This window comes from Qaidamihabitans albus (assembly GCF_016464705.1).
Lineage (GTDB): Bacteria > Actinomycetota > Actinomycetes > Mycobacteriales > Pseudonocardiaceae > Qaidamihabitans > Qaidamihabitans albus.
The window spans coordinates 263,124-279,167 of sequence record NZ_JAEHOB010000007.1 but is presented as its reverse complement, the minus strand read 5'-3'; the positions used below and the strand labels follow the sequence as shown (position 1 = coordinate 279,167).

The following is a 16,044-nucleotide window of genomic DNA, read 5'->3' as shown; positions in this document are numbered from 1 at the left end:
CTGCTCAGCGCCAGGACGGCAGCCAGAGTTCGGCCTGCCAGCGGTCGCTGGTGATCGAGTCTCCGTTCAGGATCGGCCACAGCCAGACGAAGTTCGCCACCACAAGGCCGGTGTAGAGGGCGACGACCAGCAGACCGGTGCCGCGTCTCTCGAAGCCGTTGCGCGCGCTGCCGAGGATCTGCCCCAGCGCCAGCGTGAGCCCGAGGATCAGGAACGGTGCCAGCGGCGTGGCGTAGAAGAAGTACATCTGCCGGTCGAGCATCGCGAACCAGGGCAGCAGCCCGGCGGAGTAGCCGACCAGCACGGCCGTGTAGCGCCAGTCCGCGCGGAAGATCGACCGCCAGAGCCCCCAGCCCAGCAGCGGCAGCGCCAGCCACCACAGTGCGGGCGTGCCGACGAGCATGGTCGCGCGCACGCAGTCCGCCTGCCCGCAGCCGGCGGCCTCGCTGCCCGACTCGTAGTAGTAGAGCATCGGCCGCAGGCCCATCGGCCACGTCCACGGTTTCGACTCCCACGGATGCGGGTCGTCCGTCGGAGTCGTCAGATCCTCGTGGAAGCCGAGCACGTTGGTCGTGTAGAGGAACAGCGAGCGCAGCGCGTCCGGCACGAAGCCCAACGGCCCGGCCGGCACTCCCTCGATCTCCACGTAGTGCCGGTCGGTGGCGGTCTCGCTGGCGAACCATGCCCACCAGCTGCTGAGGTACACGAGCACCGCGATCATGCCGATCCCCCACGCGGCGGGCGCGAGGTCGCGGCGCAGCATGCCAAGCCACGGCCGCGCCACCCCGGCCGCCCGCCGGGCCGCCACGTCGAAGGCGATGCACAGCAGGGCGAAGGCCACGACGTAGTACGCCCCGGACCACTTGACCGCGGTGGCCAGGCCGAGCATCACCCCCGCGCCGAGGCGCCACCACCGGAAGCCCAGCCGTGGCCCGTACGGCGACTCGTCCGCCCAGCCCTCGCGCACGGCGACGGCGAGCCGCTCGCGCACCTGCTCCCGGTCCAGCAGCAGGAAGCCGAAGGCCGCGAGCACGAACAGCGCGAGGAAGATGTCCAGCATCCCCATGCGGGACTGCAGGTGCAGCACGCCGTCGCTGATCACCAGGATCCCGGCGATCGCGCCGAGCAGCGTCGACCTGGTCAGCCGCCGCGCGATGCGGATGGTCAGCAGGATGATCAGCGTGCCGGCGATCGCCGCGCTCAACCGCCAGCCCCAGCCGTTGTAACCGAGCATCCACTCGCCGATCGCGATGAGCTGCTTGGCCAGGGGCGGGTGGACGATGAGCTCGTAGCCGTAGTTGTCCTCGTAGCCGCCGTTGCGCAGCATCTGCCACGCCTGCGGCACGTAGTGCTTCTCGTCGAAGACCGGCGTGCCGCCGTCGGTGGGGAAGCCGAGGTTCTGCAACCGTACGAACCCGCCGATCGCGGTGAGCACCAGCGTCACCACGAGGGCGCGCATCCGGTCCCCCGGCATCGGCCTGCCCAGCAGGGTGGCCTCGCGATCGCCGGATGGCCGCGTCCGCTCCGGATCCGGGCCCGTGCCGTCCCCCGGCGAGCGGATGAGGAGTGCGGTCACGAGGGTCGATCCTAAGGGCGGCGCGGTGAACTCGGTGTCGATGGCCCCGCTAGCCTCGGGGCATGGCTCAGCTCGGCCGCCTGGTACTGGCCGCCACCCCACTCGGCGACTCGCGGGACGCCTCGCCGCGTCTGGTGCAGGCGCTCGCCGGCGCCGATGTCATCGCGGCCGAGGACACCCGGCGGCTGCGGTCGCTGGCCACCGCGCTCGGCGCGAGGCCGACGGCGCGGGTCGTCAGCTTCTACGAGGACGTCGAGACCGCGCGGCTGCCGAAGCTGCTCGAAGCGCTGCGCGCGGGCGAGTCCGTCCTCCTGGTGACCGACGCGGGGATGCCGAGCGTGTCCGACCCGGGGTACCGGCTGGTCGCCGCCTGCGTGGCCGAGGACCTCCCGGTGACCTGCATACCGGGCCCTTCGGCGGTGACGACCGCGCTCGCGGTCTCCGGGCTGCCGTCCGACCGGTTCTGTTTCGAGGGCTTCGTGCCCCGCAAGGGCGGGGAGCGGGCGAAGTGGCTGGGCGGGCTGGTCACCGAGCCGCGCACCACCGTGTTCTTCGAGTCGCCGCACCGGCTGGCGGCGACCCTCGGCGACGCCGCGGACGTGCTCGGCGGCGACCGGCGCGCCGCCGTGTGCCGGGAGCTGACCAAGACCTACGAGGAGGTGCGCCGCGGGCCGCTGGCCGAGCTGGCCGAGTGGGCCGCCGGTGGCGTGCGCGGCGAGGTCACGGTCGTGCTGGCCGGTGCCGCGCGACAGGAGGTGTCCGTCACCGACCTGATCGGGGAGGTCGCCGACCGGGTCGCCGCGGGGGAACGGCTCAAGGCCGTCACGGCCGAGGTGGCCGAGGCCACCGGGGTGTCGAGGAAGGAGCTCTACGACGCGGTGCTGGCGGCCCGCCGTGGTCCCGCCTCGTGAGTGCCTACCCGCGTTCTAACTCGCGTGCGCACTCACGAGGGGGTGTGAGCAGGGCCATGACGGCCTGCCGCGCCTTCGCCGCGTCGGGCTGCTCGCCGGTGATGACGTCGGTGTAGAGGAACGACTCGGCGATGCGCACCACGAGGTAGGCCAGATCGGGCACGGGCAGCGGTGGCGTGAGCCTGCCCGCCCGGATCTCGGTGTCGAGCACCTCGGCCAGCTTCGTGATCGTGCGCCGCTGCACGACGCTGGCCTTCGTGGTCAGCACCCGCAGCGCGCGCTCCGGCTCCCGCCGCAGGAACTCGCGGAACGCCTCGTCGGCGTTGACCACCTCCACGAACTCGCCGACCGTGCGCGCCACTAGCTCGGCCCCGGAACCCCGCTGTGCCCGCAGCCGGTCCTCGAACACGGGCTCGGCCAGCGACCACAGAATCTCGCCGAGCAGCCGGTCGCGGTTGCCGACCCTGCGAAACAGCGTCGCCCTGCTCACGTCCAGCTCGGCGGCCAACTCGCGCATGTCGATGCGCCTGCCGGTGCGGAACCAGCGGCGCGCGACCTCGAAGGCGCGGTCATCCACGGTCACGAGTGAAACATATCAACATCCGTCTCAGGTGAGACGGATGTAGGATCGTCTCATGCGAGCCGTACAAGTCACCGAGTTCGGTGGTCCCGAGGTCCTTCAGCCCGTCGAGTTGCCCGATCCCGGAGAGGTGCCGGACCGGGTGCTGATCGAGGTCGAACACGCCGGCGTCAACTACGCGGACACCCATCAGGCGGAGAACAGCTACCTCGCCGAGAGCACGCTGCCGATGGTCCCCGGCGGCGAGGTCGCCGGGCGCACGACCGACGGCCGCAGGGTCGTCGCACTGCTGAACGACGGCGGCGGCTACGCGCAGCGGGCGCTCGCCGACCCTGCGCGGGTCTTCGAGATCCCGGACGGAGTCGACAACCTGACCGCACTGGCGCTGCTGGTGCAGGGCACCACCGCGTGGCTGCTGCTGCGCCGGAACGCACACCTTGAGCCCGGCGAGTCGGTCGTCGTGCACGCCGCCGCGGGCGGCGTCGGCACCATCGCCGTCCAGCTGGCCAAGGCGTGGGGAGCAGGCCGGGTCATCGCCACCGCGAGCAGCGCGGAGAAGCGTGAGCTGGCGATGAAGCTCGGCGCGGACGTCGCCGTCGACTCGCGGGCCGAGGACATGACCGCCACGCTGCGCGAGGCCAACGACGGCAGGCGGGTCGACGTCGTGCTCGACATGACCGGCGGCCCCGTGACCGACCAGAGCGTCGCCGCGCTCGCGCCGTTCGGCAGGCTCGCGTTCTTCGGCATGGCCAGCAGGCAGCCGCCGCAGCCGGTGCAGCTGCCGAGCCTGCTCAAGCACTCGACGTCGGTGTCCGGGATGTGGCTGCCGCATGCGTTCACCTTGCCCGGCAACGTGTTCGGCACCGCGCTTACGGAACTCTTCGGGCTGGTGCGTGCGGGGAGCCTGCGCGCGGTGGCCGGCGGTGACTACGCCCTGTCCGAGGCGCGTCAGGCACACGAGGCGCTGCGCGCGCGGGGCACGATCGGCAAGCTCGTCCTCGACACCAGCCGCTAGCGGTCGTCACAAGACCGGCGCCGCCGTGGTGCGGACTTCAGGAACAAGGCACTTGCGAGGCTGTCCTTGATCCCAGGAAGGCGCGGGCGTTGTGCCTGGTCACCTCTCGTGAGTGCTTACTCGAGTTAGAACACTGTTACGCACTCACGACCGTCCACCCGGAGGCTCTCTCGTCTCACGGCCGGGCGAGGCGAGCAGCCACTCCAGTGGTGCGGCCTTGTGCAGGCATTCCTGCCACTCGGCGGCGGCGTCGGAATCGGCCGTGATCCCGCCGCCGACCCCGAGTTCCAGCGTGCCGCCCCGCAGCTCGAACGTGCGGATCGCGACGTTGAGCTCCAGCCCGGCGATGGGGGAGGCCAGGCCGACAGCGCCGGTGTAGCCACCGCGTGGTGCGGTCTCCAGCTCGGCGATGAGGTCCAGCGCGCGGATCTTCGGTGCACCCGTCACCGAGCCCGGCGGGAAGGTGGCCCGCAGCAGCTCCGCGTCCGTGGTTCCCGCGGGCAGCGTCCCGCGCACGGTGGAGTGCAGGTGCCATACGCCCGGTGCGGCGCGGACGGCCAGCAGCTCCGGCACGGTGACGCTGCCGACCGTGCAGACGCGGCCGAGGTCGTTGCGCACCAGATCGGTGATCATGACGTTCTCCGCGACGTCCTTTGTGGACTCACGGAGCCTGCGGGCGAGCGCGTCGTCCGCGGCGCCGCGGCGGGGGAGCGTGCCCTTGATCGGTGTGGAGTGCACCCGGCGGCCGGACCGGGCGAGGAACAGCTCCGGCGACATCGACACGACCGCGCCCCAGTCACCGGCGAGGTAGGCGCCCCGGCCGGGCCGCAGCGTGCGTACCCCCTCGGCGAACAGCGCGCTGGGCTCGCCGTCGAACCGGCCGGTGAAGCGGGTGCAGATGTTGGCCTGGAAGAGCTCGCCCGATTCGATCGCGTGCACGCAGGCCTTGACGGCGGCGTGGTGCTCGGCGGGCAGCGGGCGGTCCAGCGTGGCCGGTCTCCAGGTGGGCACCGGCGCGTCGGAGCTGAGCGCCGAGTCGAGTTCCTCGGCCAGCGAGGCGGGGTCAGGCGCTCCGTCGGGCACCAGCGCCTCGAACCACCAGAGCCCGTCGGCATCGAGCCGCAGCACGTGATCGGCCCAGCCCCAACCGGCGGCGGGCAGCGCGCCACGGCGCCCGGAGGGGTCGGTCAGGTCGTAGGAGAGATAGCCGAACCACCCGCCGCCCACCGCGCCGGGTACCGCGTCCCGCACGGCGGGCTGGCCGGCCGGCACGGCGAACGCGGCGTCCGCCCCGGTGACCGCGGCGATGTCGACGGTCGGCGCCAGCACGGCGCGCGCACCGAACCACTGCCCGGTCAGCGCGGCGGGCGCGGCCAGGCCGTGCGCGCGAGCGCGCCGGTCGAGCAGCAGCAACGCCCGATCCGGCGTCGTGCTCGACCGCAGGGCCCTGCGCACCAACCGCATGCCGCCATTGTCGCCTTGCGGTTTGCTCACACGTAGAGCGGCACCTGCTGGCCCTCTCCCACGCCGTAGGTGTCGACGACCTTGTTGAGCTCGACCTGGTAGTAGAGGATGCCGGCGCCCAAGACGAGCATCAACACGGTGCCGACCCCGGCCGAACAGGTCGCCGGCAGCCCGGCGGAGCGCTGGGCGTTGCGAATCCGGTTGCCGCAGTTGTAATAGCTCACCAGCGGTGCGATGGCCGTCCAGCCGAGGAACAGCAGCACCAGCATGGGCCCGGCGGTGGGAACGGCGCGTCGCCGGTCGAACTCGGCCATCTCCTTGTGGATCTTGAAATACCAGACGAGATGATAGATGCCGAGCGTTAGGAACGGCCACAGCAGCCAGGCGGCCACCGGGTGCCGCTTCTTCATCCCCAGTCCCATTGCGACCGGTTTTCCGCCGGGCACATTCGGCGCGAGCTGCGCCGCCGGTGCCGGGGGCGGGGGCGGTGGGTTCTGGGCGTCGAACTCAGGCTGCGTCACGCGATCTGCCTCCATATTGCGGTTGTGCTTCGCGTAGTCGTGCGGGTGGCCGGCACCGTTACGCGAAGCAGCGCTCAGGTATCGATCTGTTACACATCGTCGCGACCGTTGCCGGCGCTTCCGCGTACGGTCGGAAGGCATGTTCCGCGTGCTGGAGACATCCCGTGTGGCGAAGGTGACCGGGGCGGGCTCGGCCAACCGCACCGACGAGCGGTTCGGCATCCACGCCACCGACCTGGGCATCATGTGGGACGGCGGGGACGGCCGGGTGTTCGTCCTCTTCGGCGACACGTACGGCCGCGGCTGGGGCGGCAACGGCGCTGGGCCCGGGCACGCCGACTGGCGGCGCAACGTGCTCGCGTTCTCGACCAGCCGGGACCTGACGGCCGGGCTCGTGCTCGACGATGTCGTGTGCCGCCCGGACGGCGGGGCGTGCCAGGTGATCCCGTCCGGTGGCGGCAGGGAGGTCACGGTGATCCCGAACGGCGGCATCGCCGTCGGCGGCAAGCAGTACGTGCACTACATGTCGGTGCGGAAGTGGGGCCCGCCCGGCAGGTGGCGGACGAACCACGCGGGCATCGCGGTGTCCGCCGACGGCGGCCGGACCTGGGACAAGCCGCGCTCGGCGCGATGGCCCAACCGCTGGCGGCGGGACAGCCGGTTCCAGATCGGCGCCTTCACCCGCGCGGGCGAGCACGTCTACCTGTTCGGCACGACCAGCGGGCGGTACGGGGACGCCTACCTGGCGCGGGTGCCACCTCCCGGCCTGCTGCGGACCCGTGCCTTCGAGTACTGGGACGGCTCCGGCTGGACGGGCGGGGAGCGGGCGGCCACCCCCGTGTTCGCGGGTCCGGTCGGCGAGATGTCGGTGGGCTACCACGCCCACAGCGGCCGGTGGCTGGCGATGCACCTCGACGAGCGGCGCAAGGGCATCGTGCTGCGCGCGGCCGAGCGGTTGACCGGGCCGTGGAGCTGGGGCGAGGTGCTGGTGTCCGGGCGAGAGTACCCGGCCGTCTACGGCGGCTTCCTGCACCCGTGGTCGCTGGAGGGCCCTGACCTCTACTACCTCGTCTCGCAGTGGGGCCCGTACAACGTCTTCCTCATGCGTACCCGCCTCGTGAGTGCGTAACAGTGTTCTAACTCGTGTGCGCACTCACGAGTCAGAGCAGCACGTCGGCCAGGGTGAACGGGTAGACGAGCGCGTCGACCCCGTACTCCCCGCCACTGTGCTGGTGCAGGCCCAGCCGCGAATGGAACCAGCCCGGCCGCCCCGGGATGCCGTTGTGCCGCACCAGCCACAACACCACCTCGCTGTCCGCCCACTTGTCCGGATGCAGCCGGTGCAGCCACTGCTCGTAGCCGGCGTAGACGAGCACCCGCCGGAAGCCGGAGGCATGCCGCACCGCCTTGATCCAGGACTTGATGAACCGGTCGTCCACGCCGGTCGCCTCGACGTCCAGCGTGGGGGCGAGCGCGCCGGGTGCGAAGGCCCCGAGCAGCCTGCCGGTGCGGACGAGGTGCTCGGCCTGATCGTGCACCGCGCCCGGACGGGCATAGTGCCGGATGCCGGTGTGGATGCCCGCCTGCTGCGCGGCACCGAGCTGCCGCGCGGCTCCGGCATCGGTCCAGTTCAGGCTCTCGGTGACGGTGATCGACGCGAACGAGACGGCGTGCGCCCTGGCCGCGGGCCAGTCGGGCACGACCTGGTGCAGCGAGAGGTCGACGCCACGCTCGGTGTCCTGTTCCGGCACTCCTTCGCCCCCGGGCCTTGACAAACTGCGGTGAAGGCCAGCCTACGTCCCATCGGCGCAGGTAGCTGGCCTTCACCGCAGCGGGCGTGTCAGTGTCCGTCAGGACTGCCGGTCCCCGGGCCCGGGTCAGGCGTTCTCCCGGCGGAACGTGCGGGTTCCCCAGAACACGGCCAGCGCCGCCAGCGCAACCAGCACCACGCTGCCCGTGAACAGCGCGTCCATCGTGAACTCACCGCGGAAGCCTGCCCGTTCGGCCTCGACGACGTGGGTGAACGGGTTGATCCGCGAGATGTTGTACAGCCACGCCGGGGCGAGCCCGGTGGTGATCGGCAGCAGGATGCCGGAGAGCAGCAACACCGGCAGCAGCACGGCGTTGAGCAGCGCCGGGAACGCCTCCTCGCTCTTCAGGGTCAACGCGAGCGCGTAGGAGGCCGACGCCATCGTCACCGCGAGCAGCGCCACGATCACCAGTCCGAGGACGATCCCGCCGAAGGGCGCTCGCAGGCCGAAGGCGACCACGGCGAGCGTGATCAGCAGGATCGCCTGGATCACCGCCTGCAGTGCGTTGTTCAGCACCTTTCCCAGCAGCAGCGCCACCCGGCTGACCGGCGTCACCCGCAGCCGCTCGATGACACCGTTGCGGTAGTCGGCGAGCAGCGCGAACCCCACGAACGAGCTGCCGAACAGCGCGATCATCACGATCAGCGCCGGGGTGAAGATCTGCCAGACGTCGCCGGGCGGGAAGCCGGGCGTGTTCGCCACCATCTTCTCCATCAGCGGCCCGAACAGCACCAGGTACAGCAGCGGCTGCATGATCTGGATCAGGATCCACGCCGGGTTCCGCAGCGACAGCAACAGGTCGCGCCGGAAGATCAGCCACACGTCACGCAGCATCGGCGGTCACCTCCCCGGCTTCCTCCGTCTGCTCGGCGTCGCGCAGCGAGCGGCCCGTCAGGGTCAGGAACACGTCGTCGAGCGTGGGCCGGTGCACCTGCATCGACAGCATCGGCACGTCCGCGGAGTCGAGCGCGCGCAGCAGCTCGGGCATCGCGGTGTCGCCGCGCGGCACCCGGAACCGCACCGTGCCGTCCAGGACGGACACCTCGTGCGCGCCCTCGATCCTGCCGACGATCTCGGCGGCGGTGGTGACCGACTCCGCCGGGACGCCGATCTCAACGCCGTCCCCGGACACTCGCGCCTTGAGCGAGTCGGGGCTGCCCTCGGCGACGATCTGGCCGTTGTCGATCACCAGGATCCGGTCGCACAGCGAGTCGGCCTCGTCCAGGTAGTGCGTCGTGAGGAAGAGGGTCACGCCGTGCTCGGCGCGCAGGCCACGGATGTGCTCCCACAGGTTCGCGCGGCTCTGCGGGTCGAGCCCGGTGGTCGGCTCGTCGAAGAACACGAGCTTGGGGTCGTGCACGAGCCCCAGCGCGATGTCGAGCCTGCGCCGCTGCCCGCCGGAGAGGGTCTTGGTCAGCCGCTCGTCGAGGCCCGCGAGATCCAGTTGCTCGGTGAGCGCCGCGCCGCGGCGGTGCGCCTCGGCCTTCGTCAGCCCGTAGAGCCTGCCCTGCAGCTCGATCTCCTCACCCAACCGGCATTCCGGGGCGGTGCCGCCGCCCTGCGCGACGTAGCCGATGCGCTTGCGCACGCCCAGCGGGTCGGCCAGCAGGTCACAGCCGCCGACGACGGCCTCTCCCGCGGTCGGGCGCAGCAGCGTCGTCAGCATCCGCAGCGTGGTGGTCTTGCCCGCGCCGTTGGGGCCCAGGAAGCCGACGAGCTCGCCGGCGGAGACGTCGATGTCGACGCCCTTGACGGCGTCGACGGTGCGGCCGCGGGCGGAGAACCGCCGCGCGAGACCGCGTGCCTTGATCATCTTTCCCCCTTGATCGGTAGTCAAGTTTGACTAGCTGCCTGCACAGCTTGTCCTATGTGTCGCTCGTTGGTCAAACTTGATTACTCGATGGCGCCCGGCCGGCCGAAGGCGGGCTCGGGGTCATCGGCCATCGCGTATTCGCCGGCCCTCAGCCGTTCGATCAGATCGGCGGCCCAGTTCAGGTCCGCCTCGACCTGGCCCTGCCACATGCGGTACAGCGCGTTCACGTGTTCCGGCTGGCCCCACTCGGTGCCGTGCCGGAGCATGAGATCGAGGTTTGCCTGCTGCCCTTTCAGTTGTGTGACGCGGTACTGGAGCAGGCTGATCGCGCGTTCGCGGCCGAGGGCGGGCAGGAAGGCGACCGCGGCGGCGAGCTCGCGTCCGCCGTGGTCCTCGCGCACCTCGGCGAGCATCGTCTGCAGCAGCTGGTCGAAGTGCTTCTGACCGGCGTCGGTAAGCCGGTAGGCCACGCGTTCGGGGCCCTTGGTGCCCGCTTCCGCTTCGACCTGGTCCAGCACTCCTTCCCCGGCCATCTTCTTCAGTGCGTGATAGATCGAGCCCGGCTGGACGTTCGCCCACTTGTCCGCCGACCAGGAGAGCAGCTCGCGGCGCACCTGGTAGCCGTGCGCCCGCCCGTAGATGCGGACCACGCCGAGCACGAGCAACCGAGTGGCGGACACCGGACCTCCTCACTCCCTCGCGGACAACGCGCGAGACGCCATCCGTAGGCTAAACAGGCATGAGCACCTCTGTGTTGACCGCGGTGGCCTGGCCCTACGCCAACGGCCCCCGCCACATCGGCCACGTATCCGGTATCGGCGTTCCCTCGGACGTCTTCGCGCGCTACCAGCGGATGGCCGGCAACCGGGTGCTCATGGTGTCCGGCAGCGACGAGCACGGCACGCCGATCCTGGTCCAGGCCGACAAGGAGGGGCTCACCCCCCAGCAGACGGTCGACAAGTACCACCGGGTGGTCGCCGAGGACCTGCGCGGGCTCGGCGTCACCTACGACCTCTACACCCGTACTACCACCGGCAACCACGCGAAGGTGGTGCAGGAGATCTTCCTCGCGCTGCACCGCAACGGCTACGTGGTGCCGAAGACCACCACGGGAGCCGTGAGCCCGTCCACCGGGCGGACACTGCCCGACCGCTACATCGAGGGCACCTGCCCGATCTGCGGCTACGACGGCGCGCGCGGCGACCAGTGCGACAACTGCGGCAACCAGCTGGACGCCGCGGAGCTGATCAACCCGGTCTCCCGGATCAACGGCGAGCGGCCCAAGTTCGTCGAGACGGAGCACCTCTTCCTCGACCTGCCCGCGTTCACCGAGACGCTCGGCAAGTGGCTGTCCACGAAGACCGACTGGCGGGCCAACGTCCTGAACTTCACCAGGAACCTGGTCGACGACATGCGGCCGAGGCCGATCACCCGTGACCTCGACTGGGGGGTGAAGATCCCGCTGGACGGCTGGCGGGACGAGCCGCTGAAGCGGTTCTACGTCTGGTTCGACGCGGTGATCGGCTACTTCTCGGCCAGCGTCGAATGGGCAAGGCACTCCGGCGACCCCGACGCCTGGCGGGAGTGGTGGAACAACCCGGACGCCGAGATCGTGCACTTCATGGGCAAGGACAACATCACCTTCCACGCCCAGATCTGGCCCGCGTTGCTGCTCGGGCACAACGGCCAGGGCGACCGCGGCGGCGAGGTCGGCCCCTACGGCGCGTTGAACCTGCCCACGGAGATCGCCTCGAGCGAGTTCCTCACGATGAGCGGCTCCAAGTTCTCCACCTCGCGCGGCACGGTGATCTACCTGAACGACTTCCTGCGCGACTTCGGCCCCGATACGCTGCGCTACTTCATCTCCGCGGCCGGGCCCGAGACGCAGGACGTGGACTTCACCTGGGACGAGTTCGTGCGCAGGATCAACTTCGAGCTCGCCAACGAGTGGGGCAACCTGGTCAACCGCTCGGTCTCGATGGCGCACAAGAACGTGGGCGCGGTGCCCCGCCCGCATGCGCCGGAACAGGCCGACGAGGAGCTGAAGGCGATGGCGCGGCAGGCCTTCGACACCGTCGGCGGCCATCTGCGGCGATCGCGGTTCCGCGCGGGCGTCAGCGAGGCGATGAAGGTCGTCACCGCGGCCAACCGCTACATCTCCCAGCAGGAGCCGTGGAAGCTGAAGGACGACCCCGAGCGGCGCGACACCGTGCTGCACACCGCGCTGCAGGTCGTCTCCGACGCGAACGCCCTGCTCACGCCGTTCCTGCCGCATTCGGCGCAGAAGGTGCACGAGGCGCTCGGCGGCACCGGCGTGTGGGCCGCGCAGCCGGAGCTGAAGGACGTCGACGACCTCGACATCCCCGGCCGCACCAACCCGATCCTCACCGGCGACTACACGCGCGAGCAGGCGCGCTGGGAGTCCGTGCCGATCGAGGTCGGCCGCCCGCTGGCGAAGCCGACCCCGCTGTTCGCCAAGCTCGACCCGAAGCTGGCCGAGACCGGACCGGAGTGGGCCCCCATTGAGCCGTGAGCAGCGTCCGCCCGCGCCTGAGCCCCTCCCGGCACCGGCGATCGACTCGCACACGCACCTGGACGCCTGTGGCGCGGGCACGGCCGCCGACGTCGCGGCCGTGCTCGACCGGGCGGAGGCCGCGGGCATCGTCCGGGTGGTGACCGTCGCCGACGACCTCCCCTCCGCGCGCTGGGTCGCCGAAGCGTCCATCTGGGACGATCGGGTCTATGCCGCGATCGCGCTGCATCCCACGCGTACCAAGGACTTCGGCGATGCCAAAAGGTCCGAAGTGGAACGGCTCGCCCGTGGCGACCGGGTGGTGGCGGTCGGTGAGACCGGGCTGGACTACTACTGGGACTACTCGCCGCACGAGGCGCAGCAGGAGGCCTTCCGCTGGCACATCGACCTCGCGAAGCGGCTCGGCAAGCCGCTGATGATCCACGATCGCGAGGCGCACGAGGACGTGCTGCGGATCCTCACCGAGGAAGGGCCACCCGAAACGGTGGTGTTCCACTGCTTCTCCGGCGACGCCGGCATCGCACGGCGCTGCGTCGACGCGGGGTACGTGCTTTCCTTCGCCGGCACGGTGACCTTCCGCAACGCCCGGGACCTGCACGAGGCGGCGCGCCTGGTGCCCGCCGGGCAGTTCCTGGTGGAGACCGACGCGCCGTTCCTCACGCCGCATCCCTACCGGGGCAGGCGGAACGAGCCGTACTGCGCCGCCTACACGGTCCGCGGACTCGCTGAGCTGCGCGGACAGCCCGTCGCGGAAGTCGCCGATGCCGTGCGGCACAATGCTGAACGAGTGTTTCGGATGCCCAGTGTCACAACGAGTTAGACGCATTGCGACATCCGTGGAAGGTCAATACATCCTTCGATGGAGTGACGAAGGTCACGACATTCCGGGGGGTGTTTGCGCAACCCCGGCGCCTTCGTTACTGTCCCGTGATCGTGCCGGTTGGATAGCTCGACCTGTGAGTTTTCGATCGGTACGCCCACAGTCACGTCGGTGTACGTCGGGGAAGCGGCTCATCGCCGCGAGGGACGGCGCTGACTGCGGGAGTCGGACGAGAAAGGTGGGCCACCGCCCACCCACGTACAAGGCCACCGGCCTTATGCGAAAGGGATCGACCCTGTGACTGGTAGTTCGAGGCACACTGGTGCGCGCGCCGGTGCCCCCGCGAGATCCACCGGCGGTTCCACCGCCCTCCTGGACTGGCCGAGCCCGGCCGACGACCTGGACTTCTCGCCGGACCCGCGAGTCACCCCGCACGATGTGCGGACGGCACTCGGGCCGCAGGCCGACGACCTGCTCTCCGAGGCGGACGTCGATGTCGACGAGCTCATCCGGCTGATCAACGCAGAGACCACGATGCTGCCGCCGATCGTCGCTCCCGACGAGCGCGGCGCGGACCGGACCGGCAAGCCCGCCGAGGCGCTCGACGAGCCCGGGAGCGGCCTCGTCTCCGCCGTCCGGACGTGGAAGAAGCGCTTCCTCAAGGGCGCCGCCCTCGCCGTGCTGATCACCCTCAGCGGCGGCGGTGCCGCGGCGCTCGCGATGAACAAGAGCGTCACGGTCGACGTCGACGGTGAGCAGCAGACGGTCCGCAGCTTCGGCGACACCGTCGGCGAGGTGCTCGAGGACGCGGGCATCGACATCGGCGCGCACGACGCGCTCTCGCCCTCCCCGCAGGCCGCCGTCGGCGACGGCGGCGTCATCAAGCTCGAGCGCGGCCGCCAGCTCGATCTCATCGTGGACGGCGTGCAGCGCGAGTCCTGGGTGCGCGCGACCACCGTGAAAGAGGCGCTGGGCCAGCTCGGCCTCGCCGACCTGAACAAGCCCGGCACCTGGTTCTCCGTCCCGCCCAACGGCGAGGTGCCGCTCGACGGGATGACTCTCGAGGTCAAGACCCTCAAGCACATCACCCTCTTCGACGGCGGCAACAAACCGCGCGAGGTCACCACCAACGCGGTGACGGCGCAGGAGTTCATCGACGAGGCTTCGTTGCGGCTCGGCCCCGAGGACCAGGTCGAGGGCGGCCTCGACGTCAAGCTGGTCGACGGTGCGGAGGTGCGGATCAGCCGCACCGGCGTGTCCGTGGTGAACGAGAACCAGGTCATCGAGCCGCCGGTCAAGGAGATCGAGGACCCGGAGCTCGAGCAGGGCAAGGAGATCGTCGTCGAGGAGGGCACTCCCGGCGAGAAGGTCGTCACCCTCCGGATCACCAAGAAGAACGACGAAGAGGTCGCCCGCGAGCAGCTCTCCGAGAAGATCATCAAGAAGGCCGAGCCGAAGGTCGTCCGGGTCGGCACCAAGGAGCCGCCGCAGCCGGAGATCAGCGACGGCGCGGTGTGGGACCGGCTGGCGCAGTGCGAGTCCACCGGCAACTGGTCCATCAACACCGGCAACGGCTACTACGGCGGCCTGCAGTTCGACAAGCCGACCTGGGACGCCTACGGCGGCGACCAGTACGCGGCCTACCCGCACGAGGCCAGCCGGGAGCAGCAGATCGCGATCGCGACGAAGGTCCGCGACGACCGCGGCGGCTACAGCGCCTGGCCGCACTGCTCCAGCCAGCTCGGCCTGAGCTGACCGCCCGCGGCGACCGTTCACGGTCTCCCCGGTGCGGCGAGCGCCGCACCGGGGAAACGTGGCCGGGTTCTAGGCTGGCCCCGTGACCGAAACACCGGGCCTGCTCGGCCCCGCGGAGATCCGCGGGCTCGCCGCCGAGCTCGACGTCCGGCCGACCAAGAAGCTCGGCCAGAACTTCGTACACGACCCGAACACCGTGCGCCGCATCGTCGATCTCGCGCACGTCGGTCCCGATGACGCCGTGCTCGAGGTGGGCCCTGGGCTCGGCTCGCTCACCCTCGGCCTGCTGGCCTCCGGTGCGCGGGTGGTCGCCGTCGAGATCGACCCGGTGCTCGCCGAGCGCCTGCCCGCCACCGTCCGGCGGCACGCGGGTCCCGTCGACCGGCTGAGCGTGCGCAACGCCGACGCGCTGCGGCTGCGGGCGGAGGATCTCCCCGAGCCGCCCACGACGCTGGTGGCGAACCTGCCGTACAACGTCGCCGTGCCGGTCGTGCTGCACCTGCTCGCGGAGCTGCCGTCGCTGCGGCGCGGGCTGGTGATGGTCCAGACCGAGGTCGCCGACCGGATGGCCGCCGGTCCCGGTGGCCGGGTCTACGGCGTGCCGAGCGTGAAGATGGCGTGGTACGGCCGCACGCGCAAGGTGGCCGCGGTGCCGCGCACGGTGTTCTGGCCGGTGCCCAACGTCGACTCGGCGCTGGTCGAGTTCGAGCGGGGCGAGCCGCCCGCCCTCGCCGAGAGGGACGCGGTGTTCCGGCTGGTGGAGGCCGCGTTCGCCCAGCGCCGGAAAACTCTGCGGGCGGCGCTCGCCTCGTGGGCGGGCTCGGCAGCCGAGGCCGGGCGGCTGCTGTCCGCCGCCGGGATCGATCCGGCGACCCGCGGTGAGCGGCTGAGCGTCGAGGATTTCGCGCGTATCGTCGCCGCCCGCTAGTGGCCGAGTGTGGCGATGGTGTGATCTCCGCCCGCGAGGTTGCGTAAACGCCACCGTTTCCGGTGTACTTGTCGGGCATCCATCCCGAGCGACCGAGAGACCTGGCTCGCCGAAGTCGCAGCAACCGCCCCGCCGGGGCAGGTGCTAACGCCAGGACCGATGGAGGATTCGTGTATCGCTCCCGAAGGCTCACCAGGCGTCGAGTCGTCGATGAGGGCCGCCGCACCGTATGTGCGTGTCGCCGCCACACCGTCCTCGTCTGACTTCCTCCTTACCGCCTACTCCGCATCACCTTCTCGCCGCCGGCGCGCGGCGAC

15 protein-coding genes and 1 riboswitch are annotated in these 16,044 nt (G+C 70.8%); of the genes, 7 read left to right on the top strand and 8 right to left on the bottom strand.

Annotation, left to right across the window (positions count from 1 at the left end):
• Positions 1-4 precede the first annotated feature (4 nt).
• A complete protein-coding gene (locus JAP66_RS16520) occupies positions 5-1,576 on the bottom strand; it encodes a dolichyl-phosphate-mannose--protein mannosyltransferase (RefSeq protein WP_199432619.1) in 1,572 nt (523 codons plus the stop codon).
• Between the two features lie 62 nt (positions 1,577-1,638).
• On the opposite strand from JAP66_RS16520, the gene rsmI reads away from it, so the two are divergent.
• Entirely contained in the window at positions 1,639-2,487 is an 849-nt protein-coding gene (rsmI, locus tag JAP66_RS16515; protein WP_199432618.1) for a 16S rRNA (cytidine(1402)-2'-O)-methyltransferase, read from the top strand.
• Positions 2,488-2,491: 4 nt separating this feature from the next.
• Here the strand turns inward: rsmI and JAP66_RS16510 are convergent, their stop codons facing one another.
• Positions 2,492-3,004 (bottom strand): QsdR family transcriptional regulator, encoded by a 513-nt coding sequence (locus tag JAP66_RS16510; protein WP_199432707.1) that lies wholly within the window; start codon positions 3,002-3,004, stop codon positions 2,492-2,494.
• Between the two features lie 118 nt (positions 3,005-3,122).
• Here JAP66_RS16510 and JAP66_RS16505 point away from each other — a divergent pair, with 118 nt between their 5' ends.
• Entirely contained in the window at positions 3,123-4,082 is a 960-nt protein-coding gene (locus JAP66_RS16505; RefSeq protein WP_199432617.1) for a quinone oxidoreductase family protein, read from the top strand.
• A 144-nt stretch (positions 4,083-4,226) separates the two neighbouring features.
• Here JAP66_RS16505 and JAP66_RS16500 read toward each other — a convergent pair whose 3' ends face one another.
• Both JAP66_RS16500 and JAP66_RS16495 read right to left on the bottom strand, forming a co-directional pair.
• Complete coding sequence (locus JAP66_RS16500; RefSeq protein WP_199432616.1) at positions 4,227-5,546, bottom strand: aminodeoxychorismate synthase component I; 1,320 nt, start codon at positions 5,544-5,546, stop codon at positions 4,227-4,229.
• A gap of 26 nt (positions 5,547-5,572) precedes the next feature.
• On the bottom strand, positions 5,573-6,067 hold the full coding sequence (locus JAP66_RS16495) for a DUF4234 domain-containing protein (RefSeq protein WP_199432615.1): 495 nt from the start codon (positions 6,065-6,067) through the stop codon (positions 5,573-5,575).
• 139 nt (positions 6,068-6,206) lie between these two features.
• Between JAP66_RS16495 and JAP66_RS16490 the strand changes: the two genes are divergently transcribed.
• Complete coding sequence (locus tag JAP66_RS16490) at positions 6,207-7,196, top strand: glycoside hydrolase family 183 protein (protein WP_199432614.1); 990 nt, start codon at positions 6,207-6,209, stop codon at positions 7,194-7,196.
• 31 nt (positions 7,197-7,227) lie between these two features.
• Here JAP66_RS16490 and JAP66_RS16485 read toward each other — a convergent pair whose 3' ends face one another.
• The 4 genes from JAP66_RS16485 to JAP66_RS16470 form a co-directional block, all read right to left on the bottom strand.
• The gene (locus JAP66_RS16485; protein ID WP_199432613.1) at positions 7,228-7,818 is read right to left on the bottom strand and encodes a glycoside hydrolase family 25 protein; all 591 of its coding nucleotides are present in this window, start codon (positions 7,816-7,818) and stop codon (positions 7,228-7,230) included.
• 126 nt (positions 7,819-7,944) lie between these two features.
• Positions 7,945-8,712, bottom strand: coding sequence for an ABC transporter permease (locus JAP66_RS16480; protein ID WP_199432612.1), 768 nt, complete (start codon positions 8,710-8,712; stop codon positions 7,945-7,947).
• Complete coding sequence (locus JAP66_RS16475; protein ID WP_199432611.1) at positions 8,702-9,691, bottom strand: ATP-binding cassette domain-containing protein; 990 nt, start codon at positions 9,689-9,691, stop codon at positions 8,702-8,704. Before JAP66_RS16475 ends, JAP66_RS16480 begins: the two co-directional genes overlap by 11 nt.
• 80 nt (positions 9,692-9,771) lie before the next feature.
• Positions 9,772-10,371, bottom strand: a complete 600-nt coding sequence (locus tag JAP66_RS16470) for a PadR family transcriptional regulator (protein WP_199432610.1) — start codon at positions 10,369-10,371, stop codon at positions 9,772-9,774.
• 59 nt (positions 10,372-10,430) lie between these two features.
• Here JAP66_RS16470 and metG point away from each other — a divergent pair, with 59 nt between their 5' ends.
• From metG to rsmA, 4 genes are all read left to right on the top strand, one after another.
• Positions 10,431-12,224: a methionine--tRNA ligase gene (gene metG, locus JAP66_RS16465; protein ID WP_199432609.1), complete on the top strand. Its 1,794-nt coding sequence runs from the start codon at positions 10,431-10,433 to the stop codon at positions 12,222-12,224.
• Complete coding sequence (locus tag JAP66_RS16460; RefSeq protein ID WP_199432608.1) at positions 12,214-13,044, top strand: TatD family hydrolase; 831 nt, start codon at positions 12,214-12,216, stop codon at positions 13,042-13,044. The genes metG and JAP66_RS16460 overlap by 11 nt, the downstream gene beginning before the upstream one ends.
• A 297-nt stretch (positions 13,045-13,341) precedes the next feature.
• Positions 13,342-14,799: a resuscitation-promoting factor gene (locus JAP66_RS16455; RefSeq protein WP_307849588.1), complete on the top strand. Its 1,458-nt coding sequence runs from the start codon at positions 13,342-13,344 to the stop codon at positions 14,797-14,799.
• Positions 14,800-14,881: 82 nt separating this feature from the next.
• The gene (rsmA, locus tag JAP66_RS16450; RefSeq protein ID WP_199432607.1) at positions 14,882-15,727 is read left to right on the top strand and encodes a 16S rRNA (adenine(1518)-N(6)/adenine(1519)-N(6))-dimethyltransferase RsmA; all 846 of its coding nucleotides are present in this window, start codon (positions 14,882-14,884) and stop codon (positions 15,725-15,727) included.
• Between the two features lie 76 nt (positions 15,728-15,803).
• Positions 15,804-15,893, top strand: a riboswitch (SAM riboswitch).
• Positions 15,894-16,044: the final 151 nt, after the last annotated feature.